Annotated in this window: 16 protein-coding genes; 3 read left to right on the top strand and 13 right to left on the bottom strand. The window is 55.1% G+C overall.

Translation table 11 applies throughout. The features are described from left to right. Positions 1-42 precede the first annotated feature (42 nt). A complete protein-coding gene (gene hemB, locus RHJ80_RS07660; protein ID WP_310800710.1) occupies positions 43-1029 on the top strand; it encodes a porphobilinogen synthase in 987 nt (328 codons plus the stop codon). Here hemB and RHJ80_RS07655 read toward each other — a convergent pair. From RHJ80_RS07655 to RHJ80_RS07645, 3 genes are all read right to left on the bottom strand, one after another. Further along, the gene (locus tag RHJ80_RS07655; RefSeq protein WP_310800709.1) at positions 1026-1574 is read right to left on the bottom strand and encodes an NAD(P)H-dependent oxidoreductase; all 549 of its coding nucleotides are present in this window, start codon (positions 1572-1574) and stop codon (positions 1026-1028) included. The genes hemB and RHJ80_RS07655 overlap by 4 nt on opposite strands. Before the next feature lie 61 nt (positions 1575-1635). Continuing rightward, complete coding sequence (locus RHJ80_RS07650) at positions 1636-2631, bottom strand: hypothetical protein (protein ID WP_310800707.1); 996 nt, start codon at positions 2629-2631, stop codon at positions 1636-1638. Positions 2632-2735: 104 nt separating this feature from the next. Next, entirely contained in the window at positions 2736-3317 is a 582-nt protein-coding gene (locus tag RHJ80_RS07645) for a PAP/fibrillin family protein (protein WP_286649886.1), read from the bottom strand. A gap of 105 nt (positions 3318-3422) precedes the next feature. Between RHJ80_RS07645 and RHJ80_RS07640 the strand changes: the two genes are divergently transcribed. Further along, complete coding sequence (locus RHJ80_RS07640) at positions 3423-4562, top strand: glycosyltransferase family 1 protein (RefSeq protein ID WP_310742849.1); 1140 nt, start codon at positions 3423-3425, stop codon at positions 4560-4562. Here the strand turns inward: RHJ80_RS07640 and RHJ80_RS07635 are convergent. From RHJ80_RS07635 to RHJ80_RS07625, 3 genes are all read right to left on the bottom strand, one after another. After that, a complete protein-coding gene (locus tag RHJ80_RS07635) occupies positions 4559-5713 on the bottom strand; it encodes a class I SAM-dependent methyltransferase (protein WP_310800706.1) in 1155 nt (384 codons plus the stop codon). The genes RHJ80_RS07640 and RHJ80_RS07635 overlap by 4 nt on opposite strands. Then, complete coding sequence (gene pruA / locus RHJ80_RS07630) at positions 5713-8655, bottom strand: L-glutamate gamma-semialdehyde dehydrogenase (protein ID WP_310800705.1); 2943 nt, start codon at positions 8653-8655, stop codon at positions 5713-5715. Before pruA ends, RHJ80_RS07635 begins: the two co-directional genes overlap by 1 nt. Before the next feature lie 67 nt (positions 8656-8722). Then, positions 8723-8902 carry a hypothetical protein gene (locus RHJ80_RS07625; RefSeq protein ID WP_206199660.1) on the bottom strand — a complete coding sequence of 60 codons (180 nt, stop codon included), beginning with the start codon at positions 8900-8902 and terminating at the stop codon, positions 8723-8725. A 134-nt stretch (positions 8903-9036) separates the two neighbouring features. On the opposite strand from RHJ80_RS07625, the gene priA reads away from it, so the two are divergent. Then, the gene (priA, locus tag RHJ80_RS07620; RefSeq protein WP_310800704.1) at positions 9037-11463 is read left to right on the top strand and encodes a primosomal protein N'; all 2427 of its coding nucleotides are present in this window, start codon (positions 9037-9039) and stop codon (positions 11461-11463) included. Here the strand turns inward: priA and cruF are convergent. From cruF to RHJ80_RS07585, 7 genes are all read right to left on the bottom strand, one after another. Beyond that, positions 11419-12333, bottom strand: a complete 915-nt coding sequence (gene cruF, locus RHJ80_RS07615) for a gamma-carotene 1'-hydroxylase CruF (protein WP_302676252.1) — start codon at positions 12331-12333, stop codon at positions 11419-11421. The genes priA and cruF overlap by 45 nt on opposite strands. 79 nt (positions 12334-12412) lie before the next feature. Continuing rightward, positions 12413-13099 carry an energy-coupling factor transporter transmembrane component T gene (locus RHJ80_RS07610; RefSeq protein WP_310438275.1) on the bottom strand — a complete coding sequence of 229 codons (687 nt, stop codon included), beginning with the start codon at positions 13097-13099 and terminating at the stop codon, positions 12413-12415. A 10-nt stretch (positions 13100-13109) separates the two neighbouring features. Beyond that, complete coding sequence (locus RHJ80_RS07605; RefSeq protein ID WP_302676254.1) at positions 13110-13823, bottom strand: TrkA family potassium uptake protein; 714 nt, start codon at positions 13821-13823, stop codon at positions 13110-13112. A gap of 139 nt (positions 13824-13962) precedes the next feature. Further along, entirely contained in the window at positions 13963-14241 is a 279-nt protein-coding gene (locus tag RHJ80_RS07600) for a glutaredoxin family protein (RefSeq protein WP_206199655.1), read from the bottom strand. After that, a complete protein-coding gene (locus RHJ80_RS07595; protein WP_310743625.1) occupies positions 14238-14705 on the bottom strand; it encodes a VOC family protein in 468 nt (155 codons plus the stop codon). Before RHJ80_RS07595 ends, RHJ80_RS07600 begins: the two co-directional genes overlap by 4 nt. Before the next feature lie 109 nt (positions 14706-14814). Continuing rightward, entirely contained in the window at positions 14815-15129 is a 315-nt protein-coding gene (locus tag RHJ80_RS07590) for a hypothetical protein (RefSeq protein ID WP_206199653.1), read from the bottom strand. A gap of 48 nt (positions 15130-15177) precedes the next feature. Further along, positions 15178-16503, bottom strand: a complete 1326-nt coding sequence (locus RHJ80_RS07585) for an aspartate aminotransferase family protein (RefSeq protein ID WP_302677969.1) — start codon at positions 16501-16503, stop codon at positions 15178-15180. Between the last annotated feature and the right edge of the window lies 1 nt (position 16504).

The following is a 16504-nucleotide window of genomic DNA, read 5'->3' as shown; positions in this document are numbered from 1 at the left end:
CCGTTTGAACTGGGACATTACTGAGTTTTTGATTGTTGAATTATGGAGCTAACCCATCGGCCTCGCCGTTTACGCCGCACGGCTCAAATTCGTCGCTTGGTGCGCGAGCATACCCTAACCACAGGGGATTTGATCTATCCGGTCTTTGTCATGGAGGGGGAAGATCAGGTGCAGGAAGTCCCCTCAATGCCCGACTGCTATCGCTATACGCTGGATCGCCTGATTTTAGAGCTGAAGGAGGTCTATGCCTTGGGAATTGGGGCGATCGCGCTATTTCCCCTTGTGCCTGAGCACCTCAAGGACAATGCTGGCACCGAAAGCTACAATCCTGAGGGTCTTGTCCAGCGATCGGTACGTGCCATTAAGGCTGTCTTACCCGACCTGCTGATCTTTACCGATGTCGCCCTTGATCCCTACAGCAGCGAAGGCCACGATGGCATTGTCAAAGATGGCGAAATTCTCAATGACGAAACCGTAGAGGTGCTGGTGAAACAGGCAGTGAGTCAAGCGGCTGCCGGGGCTGATTTTGTTGCTCCGTCAGATATGATGGATGGCCGTGTCGGTGCCATTCGGGCGGGTCTAGATGCCGCAGGCTATACCCACGTGGGGATTCTCGCCTACTCTGCGAAATACGCCTCCGCCTACTATGGCCCTTTTCGCGATGCTTTAGATTCGGCACCGAAGTTTGGTGATAAAAAAACCTACCAAATGGATCCAGCCAATGTCCGCGAAGCAGTGCGGGAGGTCAGCTTGGATATTGAGGAGGGCGCCGATCTGGTGATGGTGAAACCTGCCCTTGCCTACATGGATGTCATTGCCCAACTCAAGCAGGTGAGCGATGTTCCCGTGGCCGCCTACAACGTTTCCGGGGAATATGCAATGGTGAAAGCCGCCGCCTGCAATGGCTGGATTGATGAGAAAAAAGTGGTGCTGGAAACCCTTCTTGGCTTTAAGCGGGCAGGTGCTGATGTCATTCTCACCTACCATGCCAAGCAGGTGGCGCAGTGGCTGCAAGAGGGATTGAATTAGGCGCTTGCTTCTCGTAGTTGACGGGTGGTCTGAATCCAACTGGCAATCATTTTGTCCACTCGCTCATCGAGCTTGGGATCCCTCAATTGCCCCTCGGGTGTGAAGGCTTGCCACGCCTGACCAATGGCCACCTGTTCTGGAATCACCCACGCATGTACCCAGCGCAAGATCACCCGCAGATCATTGAGGGCATTGCTGTTGGTTTGGCCACCGAGGACACTCATCATGGCGACCACTTTGCCGCTGAGGTGTTCAAAGCTGAGGAGATCAAGGGAGTTCTTGAGCACACCGCTAACGCTGCCGTGGTACTCCGGGGTCACCAGCAAAATACCATCGGCTTCCTTGACCTTGGTTTGAAAGATGGCGACATCGGGGTAGTCGGGGTAGCTCTCAGCACCGGTACAAAAGGGGAGCGTCATTTGCCGTAAATCCAGACGTTCAACGGTAACCCCTTGGGCGGCTGCTTTGGCAATGGCAACATCTAGGGCGCTTTGAGAGTAGGAGCTATCCCGCAGACTCCCTGCCCAACCAATGAATTTGACCATAAACAAACTCGTAATGACTATGGCTTATTATACAAAATTTAGATTTGTTCAAACATCCTCCCTAAGAAGGAACCTCACTCAGGGAAATGGATCCACCCGTGGCCATTTGGGCAATGACGCGTTGTAACTGCGCTAGCGATCGCTCGGCCTCGGTGTAGCGATCCTTCCAGTGTTGAACAGCGGTTTCCTGCTCCCGTGCCTGCTGTGCCTGATGGAGAATTTGCTCTTGGAGTTCGGCAATTTGGGCTTCTAGGTGTTGTAGGCGTTCCTGTTGTTGACTAGTGCGCGCCTCCAGCTCTTGGTTGTAGTGCTGGGTGGTCATATATTGCAGGCGCTGTTGCTGATACTCCCGCTCCAGTTCTTGGAGCTTGGTTTGGGTTTTTAGGAGGGTTTTACTCAGTCCCTGAATAACATTGTTTTTGCTGACCTCTGATCCTTGTGCCTGTTGCAGCGCAGTGATGATCCGTTCTTGGGTTTCAATTAAATGGTTGGCTTGGGTGAGGCGACGGTTGAGATCATCCAGTTGGGTTTGGCGATCGCTCAACTCTGAGCGGGCTTGTTCAAGGCGAGTTTGCAGCAGCGCTTTTTCCTCTTGGACTTGGCGCAGTTGGGATTCAAGGAGTTGATATTCCTGTTCCCGTTGCCGCAGGAGGCGATGGCTATTCACCAATTTAGCCTCGAGGGCATCTTGAGCCTTGAGGAGCCGATCCACCTCCTGATGCAGGTGCTCAATTTCCGTTTGCGATTGCTGAAGAATCGTTTCCAAGGATTGGCGATGGTGGCTCATTTCGGCCAACTCGTGGGCACAGGTGGCTTGGGAGCGCAATTGTTCTTGGAGGGCAAGGATTGCCTGTTGTTGAATCTGAGCGGTTTCCTCAGTGCGAGCAAGTAAGTCTTCCAAAAAGGCCTGATTGCGCAGTTGCTGCTTCAGCTCGTTAATATAGTGTTCGCATTGGTCAATAGCCTGCTCTAAATAACGGATGCGCTCTTGGCTACTATCACTCCCTGCAACAGGAGTAGCCGCTAGGGAACCTTCAGCCAGCGGTTCAGAAGGCATCGGATTCCATGGAAAACTGAGTTGCTGGGGCAGCTGTGCTTCCATTGCAGCAGGGGTGAGAATCGTGCCACTCTTCCCTAGTTTAACGGTACAGGGAATTGTCCCTAAACCCGGCTCAAGACAAAAAGGCTCCCCTCATTGCCGCGGGCAATTCGCAAATCCTCATCAAGGTAAGTGATATCGAGCCAGCCCTGTTGATCATTGCTGTTGAGGGGGACATCTAGGGCAATCAGCGGCTGACGGCTGTGGAGTTGGGGAATGAACTGGGAGGGAGAATAGTAATTGAGCCACTGACGCAACCCAACAATGGAGCGTTCAAAGTACACCTGTACCCGCTGTTGGGTCAAGGGTTCAAACCGCGCCAAGACACTGATAATCCCCTCTAGGAAGGGCAAGCCGTAGAGTTCAGCGATATTGTAGATGCGCTGCTGCTGCGGACGAATGCACTGATAAATTTGCCCCAGCTTGACAATTGGGGAGCGATCTAGAGCAAGCAGCGCCTGACTACTGGTGTAGATGAGTCGCCAATCCCCGGCAAGTTTTTCGAGGGCATTGAGGGGATCGGGGGTGGGATTCATGGTTTCAAGGGAAGCGGCAAGGGCGGCCACCTGTTTGCGATCGCGCGGTGTGGCTAGAATGCCTCGATTCAGGCCAGCGATCGCCATTAGTAACTCTGTCTTTGCCACAGTTCACCCCTCCTAGTACAAGCAACTTTTTTGCCCCTATGGGTTGCGTCAAGACCCCCCTAATTCGAGAATGGGAAAAATCCCCCTCCCATTCAGGTTAGCGAAATGCGGATCGCGCTATTTACCGAGACCTTTCTTCCCAAGATTGATGGCATTGTGACCCGTTTGTGTCAAACCGTCCGACATCTGCAACGGAATGGCCATCAGGTGTTGGTGGTGGCTCCCGAAGGCGGGCTAGACCATTATGAAGGTGCGCAGATCTACGGTGTCTCCGGTTTTCCCCTCCCATTGTATCCTGAACTCAAACTCGCCCTGCCGCGACCCGCCATTGGTCAAGCCCTAGAGGCCTTTGCACCCGATCTGATCCATGTAGCGAACCCAGCGGTCTTGGGGGTAGCGGGTCTGTACTATGCGCAGAAATTCCACTTGCCTTTGGTCGCTTCCTACCACACCCATTTGCCGCAATACCTGAAGTACTATGGCTTGGGGTTTCTTGAAGAGGTGCTCTGGTCGCTGCTGCGGTTGGCCCATAACCGTGCTCAACTCAACTTGTGTACCTCAACGGCAATGGTGGCAGAACTGAAAGCGCACGGCATTCGCCATCTGGATCTCTGGCAGCGGGGGGTAGATGTGGAGTTGTTTCATCCGCAGCGCCAAAGTCAAGAAATGCGTTACTTTCTCAGCCAAGGGCATCCAGAAGCCCCCCTATTGCTCTACGTTGGTCGCCTCTCCGCGGAAAAGGAAATTGAGCAGATTAAACCCATTCTGGAGCAGATTCCTCAGGCGCGACTGGCACTCGTGGGCAATGGTCCGCATCGGGAAGCCCTTGAACAGCACTTTGCGGGTACCCCCACGCATTTTGTGGGCTATCTGCGGGGTGAACGCTTGGCAGCAGCTTTTGCCTCGGCGGATGTCTTTGTCTTTCCCTCGCGCACGGAAACCCTTGGCTTGGTTCTTTTAGAAGCGATGGCCGCAGGCTGTCCTGTGGTGGCTGCCAACAGTGGGGGGATTCCGGATATTGTCACTGATGGGGTGAATGGGTTTTTGTTTGACCCAGCGGATTCTACAGGAGCGATTACGGCTTGTCAGCGCCTCTTTGACTCTCCGAGCGATCGCGAGACCCTACGCCAAAATGCCCGCCAAGAAGCTGAACGCTGGAGTTGGGCGGCGGCCACCCAGCAACTAGAGCAGTACTACCGATCAGTTTTGCCAGTCCCCCAGCGGGATGTGGCTCTTAGTCATTAACTGAATCCCTGATCCGCTTCCCTGAGTTGCGGCAGATCGAGGGTGGCTTGCTTGCCTTGGAGAACGACGTAAAAGCCACCGAGGCCAAGGGGGTCAATGAGTTGGTGCAGTGATTGATGGCGGTTGAGAGCTTGGAGGAGATTGCCATTCCTCTGTTGTTGCGCTAGTAGGCGATCGCCCAAACCCAAGGCCATGAGAAATAAACTCTGGCGGGTGACATAGAGGGTTTCAAGGCCAAAGTGCTCCCCATAGCGCGTCAAGGCGGTCACATCCACATGAGCCGTAATGTCCTGCTGGCCCACAAAGCAGTAGGGATTGTCGTGGCAGCGGTGTTGATAGTAGCACTGCAAGGTACCCTCACAGCGGGCGGGATGATAGTATTGCTGGGCGGGATAACCATAGTCAATGGTGAGAACAAAGCCCCGCTCTAGGTGCTGACTCAGATCCTTGAGCCAGGGGATGAGGTTCAAATTAACCTCGGTACGGTAGCCGTCGCTGTAGCCCTGCTGCTGCGGATTAATGCCAACGGTGGCAAAGTACTTGTGAATGCGATCGCCACTCAAGGGACGCAAAACCTCTTGAAACTCCCCTTGGGCATTGAGGCTGACGTAAATTTCCTGCCAATTGCTCCCCTGCCATTGCAGCCGATGCACTGGGAATGCATCCACGAGTTCATTGCTAAAAATACAGCCAACGATGGGTTCAGCCGCTGTGCTAGAATCCAGCCAGTGCAGGCGATCGCCCCAAGGAGCCAAGCGTTGCCGTTGGCGTTCCCGTAAAGTGGGGGACTGCTCTTGAATCTGGTACTCCAGGGCGGTAAAGAAATCGGGGTAGGTCGCTTGGCTATAGCCCAAGACCCCAGCCGCAAATTGGCCTTCACCCGCCCCCATCTCCAACAGGGTAAACTGCTGCGGTCGCTCCAAGGCGTGCCACATCTGCACAAAAGCCTCAGTGAGCAGTTCCGCAAAATCCCTCGTCAGACTACTGGACGTGATAAAGTCGCCGCGCCGACCAATTTGTATTTGGGGACGGTTGTAGTAGCCCCACTGCGGTGCATAGAGAGCCAAGGCCATAAACTCACAGAAGGAAATGGCGCCCGCTGCCCTGATGCGCTCCTGAAGGTCGGCCAATAGCTGAGTGCCCTTTGGCATCAATCATCCACTCCGGCAATGGGGGCAAACCCTTGGCGCTGCACATTCTCGGTAATGACACGCGGTTCCAGAAATTGCAGTAGGTAATCGCGGCCACCCGCTTTGGAACCGATCCCTGAGAGCTTAAAGCCACCAAAGGGCTGCCGATCGACGATCGCCCTCGTAATCCCACGGTTGATGTACAGGTTCCCTACGGCAAATTGGGCTTTGGCCTGCTGAATATGGGACGGCGTCCGCGAATAGAGCCCCCCCGTCAGGGCATAGGCCGTGGCATTGGCAATTTCAAGGGCTTGGCTGAAGGTTTCTGCCCGCAGTACCGCTAGCACCGGGCCAAAAATTTCCTCTTGGGCGAGCGTGGCGGTGGGGGGGACGTTGGTAAAGATGGTAGGGGAGACAAAATACCCCACCTCCGGTACCGGTACACTCAAGGTCAGTTCCGCTTCCCGCTGTCCCTTGGCAATGTATTCCTGAATGCGATCGCGGGCGGCTGCGGTCACCACCGGTCCAACACGGGTACTGGGCAAATGGGCAGGCCCAATATTGAGGGACTTGGTGGCCTCCACTAAGCGCTGCACAAAGGGTTGATAGATGGACTCGAGGACAATCACCCGCGAACAGGCGGAGCATTTTTGGCCGCTGTAGCCAAAGGCCGATTGCACCACCCCCGCCACTGCCTGATCTAAGTCGGCACTTTCGTCAATGATAATGGCGTTTTTGCCCCCCATCTCAGCAATCACCCGTTTGATGTGGGTTTGTCCCCGCTGCAACACCGCTGCCTCAGCAATAATGCGGCAACCCACCTCTTGGGAGCCAGTAAAGGCAATGAGATGCACATCGGGGTGTTTTGTCAAATAGGGGCCAATCACCGATCCTCGCCCCGGCAGAAACTGAAATACCCCGCGGGGAAAACCAGCGGCAATGAGAATTTCAGCCAGCTTCGCTGCAACCACAGCCGCCGGATCCGCGGGCTTGAGGATGGTACAGTTGCCTGTGACTAAGGCGGCCACGGTCATACCGGTGGGAATCGCTAGGGGAAAGTTCCAAGGGGAAATGACGACTGCAATGCCGCGACCTTGGTAGTGGTAATGGTTGGTTTCACCGGGAAAGTTGCGGTCATAGCCGCTGCTGAGGCGCTCCATTTCATCGGCGTAGTAGCGGCAAAAATCAACGGCTTCGGAGACTTCGGCATCCCCTTCCGCCACCACCTTGCCCACTTCATAGCACATCCAAGCTACCAGTTCATGGCGTTGTGCCTCGAGGAGATCCGCTGCCCGCCGTAGCAGGATGGCCCGTTCGGCTACGGGAGTCTGTTGCCACTGCGCTTGAGCGGCTTTGGCAGCCCGGATTGCATGATCGGCATCCTCAATGGTGGCCAAGCCAACGCGACCCACGATTTCCTCTGGCTGTGAGGGGTTGAGGGACTCACTGTATTCGAGGGTATTGACGCGATCGCCATTGATGATGGGGGTATAGGTTTGCCCTAGTTGGCGATGGACATGAATTAAGGCCGCTTGAATCGCTTCCCGCTGGCTGGCGCGGGCATAGTCGCTATTGGCGGCATTGACAAAGGTTGAGGTCTTGCCGGTGGTCAGATGAACGTTCACTGCCCTAAAGTCTGCCGTTGGTTCTGGCGGTGCCAAGAGTGCGTCAATATTTACCGCTCCCAATTGTTGGCGCAAAAAGGAACTATTGGCCGTATTTTCCAAGAGCCGCCGAATCAGGTAGGCCATCCCCGGAATCAGCTCACCGTAGGGACAATAGACCCGCACCGTCTGCCCCGCTTCCACAAGAGCCTTGGCAAGTTTATCGGCCATACCATAGAGAACTTGGCATTCCATGGCCGTGGGCGGAATGTGCTGATGTTGGGCGATCGCGATCGCCCGCGCTTGGGAACGCACATTATGACTCGCAACTGCTGTGCGCAAAAGCGTGTGGTGACTCAGGAGCAGTTCAATCACCCGCTCAAAGTTGGCGTCGGTATCTTGCTTGTGTTGATAGACGGGCAATGGCCAGTCATTTTGTACCGCCTTAATCAGTTCTTGATCCCAGTAGGCGCCCTTGACCACCCGCACGGTGATTGGTGTCCCCCGCTGTTGCACCCAAGTAATCAGGTCTTGGGCATCTTGGTAACTATCCCGCAAATAGGCTTGCAGGGTCAGCCCGACATCAGCGCGATCGCGAAACTCTGGCTCTAGCAAAATGTCCTTGAGGATTGCAAGGGTAATGTCTTTGTAGGCATACTGCTCCATGTCAAAGTGCACCGCTACCCCCAATTCTTGGGCACGATGCAACAGCCGCCGAATCGGTTCCCCCACCTTGGCACGGCAGCCAGACACATCCAAAGGATCAAACTGCGAGTAGAAGGCCGTCAGCTTCACGGAGACTTGGACTGGATTCACCCCTTCCCGCTGACCCAAGGGGCTGAGTTGCTGCATCAAGTCAAGGTAGCGATCGCAATACTGCTGCGCCTCTGCCTCCGTAATCACCGCTTCCCCAAGAATATCCATCGTCACCAGCATGCCCTGCTTGCGTAGGCGGCCAATGGTTTTCAGCACCTGCTCGGTGGTTTCACCAGCAATGTACTTGTGGGCAAGGGCTTGAACCGCTGTTGTGAAGGTGGTTGCCGCTGCTTGGGCGGGCAGGGAATCCGGCTGAGCAAAGTTCAAGAGTTTTTTTAGGCCTTCCGGCAACTCCACACTGGGGTCACTGAGGTACTCCTGCAAGTGGCGTGCCACCTCGGCTTTACTGCGCAGACTCGGCAGGCAGTCAATGAGGCGAAAGAGTTGCACCCGTAGCCCCGGATGTTCCATCGCCCAGCCGAGGAGTTTATCTTCAATGCGCATTTGCTCCCGCAGTTGACTGAAAAAGTTGCGGGACTCTTGACTAGCCGCCCACAGTTGACGGGCGATCGCGATCGTTTGTGCTTCGTAAAGACCAGTCACGGAGAATCTTGGGTGAGGAGCAGCCTTTCCTATTTTCCCATGTCCTCTAAAGCAAACAACCAAATTCTTAGCAGGGACGAATCAATCGGTGGTTAGCTCGCACCAAGCAAATGTGATTCTCCTCACCAATGGACACCTTGAACCAAGGCAATCCTCGACTATCGGTAATCGTGGCAAAGCCTGCGGGTGTGATATTGGCTCTTAAAACAGTGCCTGTGGGAAAGCGGTGCACCACCGGCCAGCGCATAATCGCCAGCTCCCAGCCTAGGGAGCAAATCTGCGTTGTGGAATAGCGAAAATCTAAAGAAATAGAGAAGTATGTACAGTGGTTGGGGACGTTGTTTATCTGCCTGTCTGAGTGAAAACCAATCAAACCATCTGATGGCCTTAGCACCTCAACAACCCTCTCTCTACGCCAGTGTGCTTGTGGACTGTCCGGCGGCAAGCGAGGCTTACACTTACCAAGTTCCTGCGGGTTGGTGTCTCCAAGGGGGCGAGGTGGTGGACGTGCCCTTTGGCTCCCAAGTGGTGCGCGGCATTGTCCTAGAGGTACTAGAAACTGTAGCCCCATCGGTTGATCCGCAGCGGTTGCGATCGCTCCTTGAAGTGGTTGACCAGCAGCTTTTTCCCAAGGACTATTGGGCGTTGTTAGAACAAATTGCCACGTACTACTGCACGCCTTTAATTCAAGTGGTGCGCACTGCTCTGCCGCCGGGGGTCTTGGGGCGATCGCAACGGCGGGTGCGCCTGCGGCGCCAACAGGGGATTCCCCCCCTGTCAGAACAGGGGCAACATCTGCTGCGCTTTCTCCAGACCAAGGGTAATGGGGACTACAGTGTGCGCTACCTCCAGCAACAGCTTCCCAAGGTTGAGCGTGCCCTCGCAGAACTCGAACGCCTTGGCTTGGTGGAAACCTACTTAGCGGCACCCGCTAGTCAACAGCCAAAACAGCAGCAGGCAGTGATCCTCCTCAATAGTGAAGGCGAGACCTTAACGCAGCGGCAGCGCCAAATCCTCCGCTATTTGCAGCAGCAGGGTCGCGATTGCTGGCTACAAGAGGTGGTCAAGGCCACCGGCACCACCGCCCAAACGCTCCATCGCCTTGCCGCCAAAGGATACATTGCCATTGTCGAGCAGCAGCACTGCCGCATTGAACAGGGGGTAGCGGTGACACCGGATCGGCCAAAAGCCCTCACCCCTGCCCAAGCCACCGCCCTGCAAGCCATTTCAGCACACCTAGACTGTGCCCAAACCTTTCTCCTGCACGGGGTGACGGGGTCGGGCAAAACGGAAGTCTATCTGCAAGCCATAGCTGAGTGCCTAGGGCGAGGGCGATCGGCCTTGCTGCTAGTGCCGGAGATTGGCTTGACGCCTCAACTGACGGATCGCGTGCGTGCTCGCTTTGGTGAACGCCTGTTGGTCTATCACAGTGGTCTCAGTGAGGGGGAGCGCTACGATACTTGGCGGTTGACGCTGATGCCGCAGCCACGGGTAATCATTGGCACGCGATCGGCGGTTCTGCTGCCCTTGGTGGGCTTGGGTTTGATCATTCTGGATGAAGAGCACGACAGCGGCTACAAACAGGATCAACCTCAGCCCTGCTACCATGCCCGTACCGTTGCCCAGTGGCGATCGCGCCAGCAACAGTGTCCCCTGATTTTAGGAACCGCTACCCCTGCCCTCAGCACTTGGCAGGCTGTCCAAACCGGCCAGATTCAGATCCTTTCCCTTCCCCAGCGTATCCACGCCACCCCCCTGCCCCCCATCACCCTTGTGGATATGCGCCAAGAATTACACCGTGGCAACCGTTCCATGCTCAGTCGTCCGCTGCAAGACGCTCTAGGGAATCTTCAGGGACAGCAGGCAATTCTCTTTGTACCGCGGCGGGGTCACAGTACCTTTGTCTCCTGTCGCAGTTGTGGCACAGTGATCTACTGTCCCCATTGCAGCGTCTCTCTCACTGGACACCTCTTTGGCGAGGAGATGGAAGTGCTGCGCTGTCACTATTGCAACTATAGCCAAGCCGTACCGCAGCGTTGTCCCAGTTGTGCCTCCCCCTATCTCAAGCCCTTTGGTGGCGGGACGCAGCGGGTGGTGAGTGAACTGAATCGCCTCTTTCCGCAGTTGCGAGTTCTGCGCTTTGACAGTGATACGACCCAACGCAAGGGTGCCCATCGCCGGTTACTGGCTCAGTTTGCCGCCGGCGAAGCTGATGTGATGGTGGGGACACAAATGCTGACGAAGGGCATTGATCTGCCGCAGGTCGCCCTCGTGGGAATTTTGGCTGCCGATAGTCTCCTGCACTTGCCCGATTATCAGGCGGCAGAACGCACGTTTCAAATCCTCACCCAAGTGGCGGGGCGATCAGGCCGGGGGACACACCCCGGTAAAGTCATTCTCCAAACCTATGTGCCGCAGCATCCAGTGATTACAGCGGTCAAAGCCTATGACTGGGACACCTTTGCTACCCAGGAGCTAAGTAGCCGTGCCCCCTTGGGCTATCCCCCCTATGCCCAACTAATCCTTCTGCGCTTGAGTAGTCCCGATGCTGAGGAGGTGGCCGCAACGGCTCAGGCGATCGCCCAACAGCTCCAAACGTTAGCCCCAGTTTCTCAGGGAGAATGGGAAGTACTTGGCCCCGCCCCGGCCGCGATCGCCAAAATTGCTGGCCGCTACCGCTGGCAAATTTTACTCAAGGGCAAACTAGAACGAGTTTCTCACCTCAGCCCAGCTCTCATGCACCTCAAGGCGCAGTGTCCCCGCTCAACCCGCCTCAGTATTGATGTTGACCCCTTGAACTTTCTCTAGGGGGGCTTCAGTAAACCACCACAGTGCTGTGACCGGCACGACCCCCAAAACAAATCCCAGCGTTGCCGGAATCCAAAAACGTTGATCCAAAGATGTGAGGGTAATCATCGCCCCAAAGGCAAAATTCACCAGATACACCACCAAGGGGGTAATGAGTTGCCCACGGTTCACCACCATTGGCTTTGGCCACCAAGTGATCATCGCCAGCCCCATAAATACGGCTCCTGTGCCCGTCCATCCCAGAATGTTGCGGTAAGGCATCCCAAAGAATTCACCGACATCCTGAAATTGCCAAAAAGGAATGGCAGTTTGACTCATGGCCGGATCAAGGACAAAATCCCAAGCGGTTAAAAAGATTGCTCCCAAGCCCACGGTGATCAAGGCTGCCCCCAAGCCCACGCCCTTGCCTTCCCGCAGCGGACGACTGATGAAGCCACTGTAGGCCAAAAGAAACGTGACTAGCCCCATATAAAACCAAGAGAGGGGAATGGTGAAGGGCACCAGTCCAGCAATTTTGTGCCCCAAACCACTGAGGTAACCATAATGGCCAAAGGGAAAGCCGGTACTCGTCCCCAACAGTTCACTGGTAAGGGAAATGCCCACCGCTGGCAGCAAAAAGCCAAGCAGTTTGCCAAGGCCAAAGTTGCGATAGGTGTGAAGGGCGATCGCCAGTGCGCCGAGGACAATATAAACGACACCCCCACTCCCCATACTCCATTGAAAAAGCTGCTGACCCCAGGCGGGCAACGCCAGAATAAACTCGGGATGGGGAACGACGAGGAGCAACCCCGCTAAGCCAAAGGCCATCGCCACAATATGACCAACTAGGCACACCTGCTCCGCAACGAAAAGCGCGTTCTTGGGTTTCATAGGGGCAATCTCAAAGGGGCAATCGTTTACAAATGTTAATATGTTAATGTACCACTGTTCCCACTGTCGTCTATCCACCTCAAAAAGGCAGTTGGATTTCGCCAAGGGCATCATAGATTGCCAACAATCCTGCCCCCAAGCTAGCACTCAGCGTTAGCCCCCAACTCCAAGGCGCCCCTTCAGAAAATTGCGGACGACGCTGAAGCACTTGCCCATAGCCCCGCAGCCGCATTGCCAGATAGATCTGCTGTGCCCGTTCCTCGGCGCGAATGAGAAAGATACCAATCACCTGTGCCCACGGGCGAAGGCGGCGCCAACTCAAGCGAAATCCCCGCAGAAAGAGTGCCTGCTGCATTTGTGTCAACTGACTCTCTAGCTCAAAGAGATAGCGATAGGTCAAAGCCAGCGTATCCACCAACAAGGGCGGTAGTCCCCACCAGCGACAGACCCGCACCCATTCACTAAACGTCAAGCTTTCTAGCAACACCACGCCAAGGGCAAGACACAAGACCAAGCGCCATGTGAGGAGCAGTGCGATCGGCCACGCCGTAACCGCCAACAGTAACCACAGTCCCAGAAAAAAGAGCCCCATCTGCTGCAGACGTTTGCCCAAGCGCTGCCAAGGGACATGGCTCAGGAGATAGAGGAGCGCCACAAGCAAGGTCGCGATCGCCAGACTGTCTAACCGCCGCAAACTACTAATGCAAAAAATCCACAGGAGAATTGCCATCACCCGTGCCGGCGGCGACCAGTAGCGAAAGCTCAAGGGTTATGCCCTAATTAATGTGTTGACTACGCAAAAAGCGATCAATATCGTTATTGGCACCAATCACCACCATAATGTCCCCTTTATTGAGCTTTTGGTTGGGACTGGGATTGATCTCAAACTTATCATCAAAGCGCAGGGCAATGAGGTTGAGGCCATAGCGACTACGGAGTTCCACCTCGGCAACTGTGCGATTGTGAAATGCCTCAGGCACTTTGACTTCGACAATACTTTTTTCGGGGTCAAGGTCAAACCAATCGAGAATCGCTGGGCGGGTGAGCGATCGCGCCAGTTCACAACCCGCCTCATACTCTGGAAAGACCACCCGATCTGCCCCCACTCGCTCTAGGAGTTTTTTATGAATCTCTGAGGAAGCCTTGGCAATGACATTGGGCACGCCTGCCTCCTTTAGGTTCAATGTCGTGATAATACTGGCGTCGAGATGGTTGCCAATGGCCACAATTACCGTTTCAAACTCAAACAGACCCGCCTCCTTCAGGGCTTGGGGATCCGTGGAATCCAGTTGAATCGCATGATCCACAATGTGATCCTGAAGCACTTGATTCACCAATCGCTCTTGGTTATCACTGCCGAGCACCTCATAGCCCATGCTGTGCAGGGTCTCGCACACCCCCCGGCCAAACCGCCCTAGGCCAATCACCGCATACTGCTGCGAGATCTTGACCCCCCGCCCGCGAAAGAGCATTGCTCCAAAATCCACCATTCCTGAGTTTCCTATTGGCTTTGCGATGCCGATGACGACCCTTTTCTAACATATGGGATACATAGGGGGGATGCAATCTAGCAATTAAATTTTTGGCCGTATTCGATCGCTGTGAAAAGGGCTGTAATTGATCATGCCCTTAAGGAGTGGACGCTGAGCCGCCTGAATGGGTCAGTTCTTGGAGTCGCTGACGAATGTGTGCAGCACTGGCACGGGGAGAAAAGCGCGGTACGGGAAGCACTTGCGTTCCAATCACTAGGTAGAGAACAGGAATCTCGTATTGATAGGCTTGCCACCAATCCTCGCGGCTGGTGATGTCGCGTACCTCAAGGGTAAATTCCTTCAGAGTGGCCAGCTTCTCTTGTAGTCCTTCACAGAGGTGACAGCCGGGCTTGCTATAGAGAATCAGATGGGTCACGGTTGCGGCGCAGAAACGAGGGGGGTATCGCCAATATGACGGTGATCCCGCAGGCCAAAAATGGCTTCTACATGGCGGTAGTGCTTCATTTCAATCAGGTTGTGGAAGGGGTCTGCGAGAAAGAACGTTTGGTGCTCTAGGGGGGTATTGGCAAAGCGGGTACGCGGTGGCTGGTAAAAGTCAAGTCCCTTCTTGATCACGCGATCGCAGAGGTTTTGCCAGTCGGCCTGTGCCAAGAAAATCAAGCCAAAGTGGCGCGGATAAATGCTCTTGGGTGGGGTTAAGGGTTCATCCGTGACGTGAGCCACCAGTTGATGGCCATAGAGCTTCATGATCAGGCAGTGGGGATTTTCGCGCCCCGGTTCACAGCCCAACCCATCAATGTAGTAGGCCTTGGTGTCCGCCAAATTACTGACAGGAAAGGCAAGGTGAAATAAAACGGGAGCGATCGCCAACTGAGCCATAGATTTCTCTCGAACTGAAAATGGCTAAATTAGCCGCTATTTTAGCAGGAGAACCGGCTCTCGGTCTGCTTCCCAAGTCGAGTCAAGTATCAATCCCCAGTATTGTTGTTTATCGGCAACGGAATGGATAACAGGGGTAATAGGGGTAATAAACGGGTGAATAGGGGGGCGGGTAAATTACGGGGCGAGGCGGATAGGGCACTGGCACAATAATGTAGGTTTGAGATTGCTGCGGCGGACGGTAAATGACGGGATTGTAGGGACTGTACTGCGGTGTCCGTGGCCGCCCAAAGGACTCTAGCCCTGGGAAAAAGACATCAACCCCCGGCTGATTAGGAAAGAGGGGATAGGCGGCACGACTGGGGGGAGCGATCGCCACCAGCGTAGCTAAGCTACTGATGGCCAACGGCAGGAAGCGTAACATAGATGCCTCCAAGGAGAGAGTGATCCGCTGATTCTGACGCGGCGGTGCCTAGGGAAGTTCCCGTAGAACACGACTCAAAATATCCACCATTTGATCAATGTGCGATCGCTCCACAATCAGCGGTGGTGAGAGGGCAATAATATCCCCCGTGACACGAATCAGTAGTCCCGCTTCAAAGGCACGACAGAGGGCATCATAGCCCCGTGCCCCTCCTTGTCCCTCCCGTGGCGCCAATTCAATCCCTGCCACCAAGCCCAAGTTGCGAATATCAATGACATGGGGCAGACCCCGTAGGCTGTGGATGGCCTCCTGCCAATAGGGCGCCAAGGAAGCCGCCCGCTCAAATAGGGCTTCTTTCTCGTAGATCTCTAGGGTTGCCAAGGCGGCCGCACAGGCAAGGGGATGTCCCGAATAGGTGTAGCCATGGAAAAACTCAATTTGCCCCGCGGGGCCTTGCATGAAGGTGTCGTAAATCTCATCGCGGACAATCACCGCTCCCATGGGTACAGCGGCATTGGTTAGACCCTTGGCAACCGTGATGAGGTCTGGAGTCACACCAAAGTACTGACTGGCAAAGGGGGCACCGAGACGGCCAAAACCCGTGATCACTTCATCAAAGATCAGCAAAATGCCGTGGCGATCGCAAATGGCACGCAGGCGTTCCAAGTATCCTTGGGGCGGAATCAATACCCCCGTAGAGCCAGCGAGGGGTTCAACAATCACTGCCGCAATCGTCGAGGCATCATGCAGCGCCACCAAGCGTTCTAGCTCATCGGCTAAATGTGCTCCCCAAGCGGGTTGCCCCTTGCTGAAGGCATTGTGCTCAAGGTTGTGGGTGTGGGGCAGATGATCCACTCCTGCCAAGAGAGAACCAAAGAACTTGCGATTGGGCGCAATTCCTCCCACTGAAATTCCACCAAAGCCGACCCCGTGATAGCCCCGCTCACGCCCAATGAGCCGTTGTCGTGTCCCCTCTCCCCGCAGCCGATGGTAGGCAAGAGCAATTTTCAAGGCTGTATCCACGGCCTCAGAGCCAGAGTTGGCAAAAAAGACATGGTTAAGGGGATCAGGGGTAATGGCACGCAGGCGATCGGCCACCTGAAATGGCCCCGGATGTCCCATCTGAAATGTGGGGGCAAAATCCAGTGTTGCTGCCTGTTGGGCGATCGCGCTCACAATTTCTGGACGGCAGTGGCCGGCATTGACACACCACAACCCGGCGGTGCCATCGAGAATCTCACGGCCATCAATGCTCCTGTAGTACATCCCGGCTGCCGAAACAAGGAGCCGAGGGCTTTGCTTGAACTGGCGGTTGGCCGTAAAGGGCATCCAGAAGGGGTCGAGGTTGAGATCCGCAAGGGTGGGCAGCGTCATC

This window comes from Thermosynechococcus sp. QS41 (genome assembly GCF_031583515.1).
Classification (GTDB): domain Bacteria; phylum Cyanobacteriota; class Cyanobacteriia; order Thermosynechococcales; family Thermosynechococcaceae; genus Thermosynechococcus.
This window is presented reverse-complemented; position numbering and strand designations above follow the sequence as displayed.

Bases quoted from the DNA above. Each gene is read 5' to 3' on its own strand.
- hemB (WP_310800710.1), top strand. From the start codon at position 43: ATGGAGCTAACCCATCGGCCTCGCCGTTTACGCCGCACGGCTCAAATT.
- RHJ80_RS07655 (WP_310800709.1), bottom strand. From the start codon at position 1,574: ATGGTCAAATTCATTGGTTGGGCAGGGAGTCTGCGGGATAGCTCCTAC.
- RHJ80_RS07650 (WP_310800707.1), bottom strand. From the start codon at position 2,631: ATGCCTTCTGAACCGCTGGCTGAAGGTTCCCTAGCGGCTACTCCTGTT.
- RHJ80_RS07640 (WP_310742849.1), top strand. From the start codon at position 3,423: ATGCGGATCGCGCTATTTACCGAGACCTTTCTTCCCAAGATTGATGGC.
- RHJ80_RS07635 (WP_310800706.1), bottom strand. From the start codon at position 5,713: ATGCCAAAGGGCACTCAGCTATTGGCCGACCTTCAGGAGCGCATCAGG.
- RHJ80_RS07625 (WP_206199660.1), bottom strand. From the start codon at position 8,902: ATGCGCTGGCCGGTGGTGCACCGCTTTCCCACAGGCACTGTTTTAAGA.
- priA (WP_310800704.1), top strand. From the start codon at position 9,037: ATGGCCTTAGCACCTCAACAACCCTCTCTCTACGCCAGTGTGCTTGTG.
- cruF (WP_302676252.1), bottom strand. From the start codon at position 12,333: ATGAAACCCAAGAACGCGCTTTTCGTTGCGGAGCAGGTGTGCCTAGTT.
- RHJ80_RS07605 (WP_302676254.1), bottom strand. From the start codon at position 13,823: ATGGTGGATTTTGGAGCAATGCTCTTTCGCGGGCGGGGGGTCAAGATC.
- RHJ80_RS07595 (WP_310743625.1), bottom strand. From the start codon at position 14,705: ATGGCTCAGTTGGCGATCGCTCCCGTTTTATTTCACCTTGCCTTTCCT.
- RHJ80_RS07590 (WP_206199653.1), bottom strand. From the start codon at position 15,129: ATGTTACGCTTCCTGCCGTTGGCCATCAGTAGCTTAGCTACGCTGGTG.
- RHJ80_RS07585 (WP_302677969.1), bottom strand. From the start codon at position 16,503: ATGACGCTGCCCACCCTTGCGGATCTCAACCTCGACCCCTTCTGGATG.